This window comes from Actinosynnema sp. NPDC023658, assembly GCF_040639995.1.
GTDB lineage: Bacteria > Actinomycetota > Actinomycetes > Mycobacteriales > Pseudonocardiaceae > Actinosynnema.
Genome location: NZ_JBFAAX010001048.1, coordinates 1 through 1859 on the forward strand (window position 1 = coordinate 1; position 1859 = coordinate 1859).

Sequence of the window (1859 nt, forward strand, 5' to 3'; positions counted from 1 at the left end):
TGGTGGTGCCCGGCGTCGTGGTGGTCGTGACGCCGGTCGTGGTGGTGCCCGGCGTCGTGGTGGTCGTGACGCCGGTCGTGGTGGTGGTCGGCGTCGTGGTCGTCGTGACGCCGGTCGTCGTGGTCGTCGGCGTCGTCGTGTCGGTCGTGGTCGTCGTGGTGCCGGTCGTGGTTGTGGTCGTGTCGGTGGTGGTCGTGGTCGTCGGCACGACGTCGCACACCTCCGTGGTGAACGTGTTGTCGTCCAACGTGACCGAGCCGTTGCGCGCCAGGGCGCGACCCCGGACGTCCGCACCCGTGTTCACCGTGATCGAGGTCAGCGCCATGATCGTGCCCACGAAGTCCGAGTTCGTGCCGAGCGTCGCGGAACTGCCGACCTGCCAGAAGACGTTGCAGGCCCTCGCGCCGTTGATCAGGTTGACCACGCTGGCCGAGCCGGTGATCAAGGTGGAGGGGATCTGGAAGATCCACACGGTGTTCGGGTCGCCCTGGCCGTCGAGGGTCAGCGTCCCGTTCAACTCGGTGGCCCCGGAGGCCGCGTAGACGCCGCCCACCAGCGTCAGCCCGACCAGGTCCGCGGGGAGCGCCTGGCCGGTGGGTGCGCGGCCCGCGGCGTCGTCGTAGGCGACCGTGAGGTCGGCCTGTGCCTGGGCGGCCACCGCGTCGGTCTGGTGGATGGTGCCGCCGACCGTGCCGGGGGGGAAGCCCGTGATGGAGGTGCCGGGGCTCACCCCGAGGTCTCCGCTCAAGGTGGTCTCGCCGGTGTTCGTGACCGATTGCCCGCCCAGCACAGAGAAGGTCTCCGCCACACCGAGTTCCACCGGCGCTTCGACCGCGTACGCCGAGGGCGGGTTCGACAGCACGCCGAAGAGCGTCATGGTGCTCACCACGGCACCGACGGCCACCAGCGCGGCCCATCGGAGGTGCCGGCGATTCCGGGTCGATGTCGTCGTGGGTGTGCCGTTCATCCGTGTAGCCTTTCGTCGATCAATCAACCGGGCCGGTGGGAGCCGGCGTCCTGTCCAGTGATCGAGTCTGCCCGTGCACGCGGACGAGCGGTCGAACGGAGGTCCACTGTGGACAAACCGTTGACCGGCACTTCAGCCCCGGCCACCATTGGCAGACGCTAAGGGCGGCAGGCTCGCACCGCCGCACGAACTCGTCACGTCCGACCATGTGGTGAGGATGTCCACTCGATCGGATGACCTTGGGCTCACGCTATCCACTGTGGAGCGCACGGCGCCGCTCGCGGCCCGGGTGACGCGGTCCTGTCAGCCGGGTGACTCCCTCGGCCCCTCCGGAGGGGCCGCCACCGCGGGGTCCGCCCACGGAGTCGGTCACGCACCCGGAACCCGTCGCGCTTCGACTGCCCCGCGGGCGCTCGCTGTCCTCGTCGCGCCGGGCTCCCAGGGCGCACTCGTCGCGGAAGGCCGTGCGACCGGCGCCGTCGAGGTGGCACGGGCATGCCGCCGACCCACCACCGACCGCGGCGGCGGCAGCCCTCGGGCGGTGATGACGCAGACCACCTCGCGACCACGCCTCGGCCACCGCGACCGAGGGCTGATGCGGCCTGGGCGTGCCGGTCCGGTGGTGCGGCCGTCGCGGGCGGTGAACACGGCCACCGGCCAACCGGGGTGATGTCCTCCGAGCGGCCTCGCGGCGGGCGGTCCTCGACCCGAGGTGCGGTCAGCCGTCGTGCACCGACGCCTCGACGACCTCCGGTTGGCCGGTCGCCTGGCGGTAGACGCGGACCGTCTCGGCGGCGATCCGGACCGTGCTGTACCTGGCCTCGACGCGGTCCGCGCCGGCGATGCCGTAGGCCTCGCGACGGGCGTCGTCGGCCAGCAGGTGCCGCAGCGC

The 1859-nt window shown here is 71.9% G+C and carries 1 protein-coding gene and 1 pseudogene; both read right to left on the bottom strand.

What is annotated here, in order from left to right; all coding sequences use genetic code 11:
- Positions 1 to 877: ice-binding family protein (locus tag AB0G02_RS37895; protein ID WP_360804641.1), on the bottom strand; the 877-nt coding region annotated here is incomplete at its 3' end.
- 808 nt (positions 878 to 1685) lie between these two features.
- Positions 1686 to 1859, bottom strand: a pseudogene (locus AB0G02_RS37900) (glycosyltransferase family 1 protein); the annotation flags it as partial.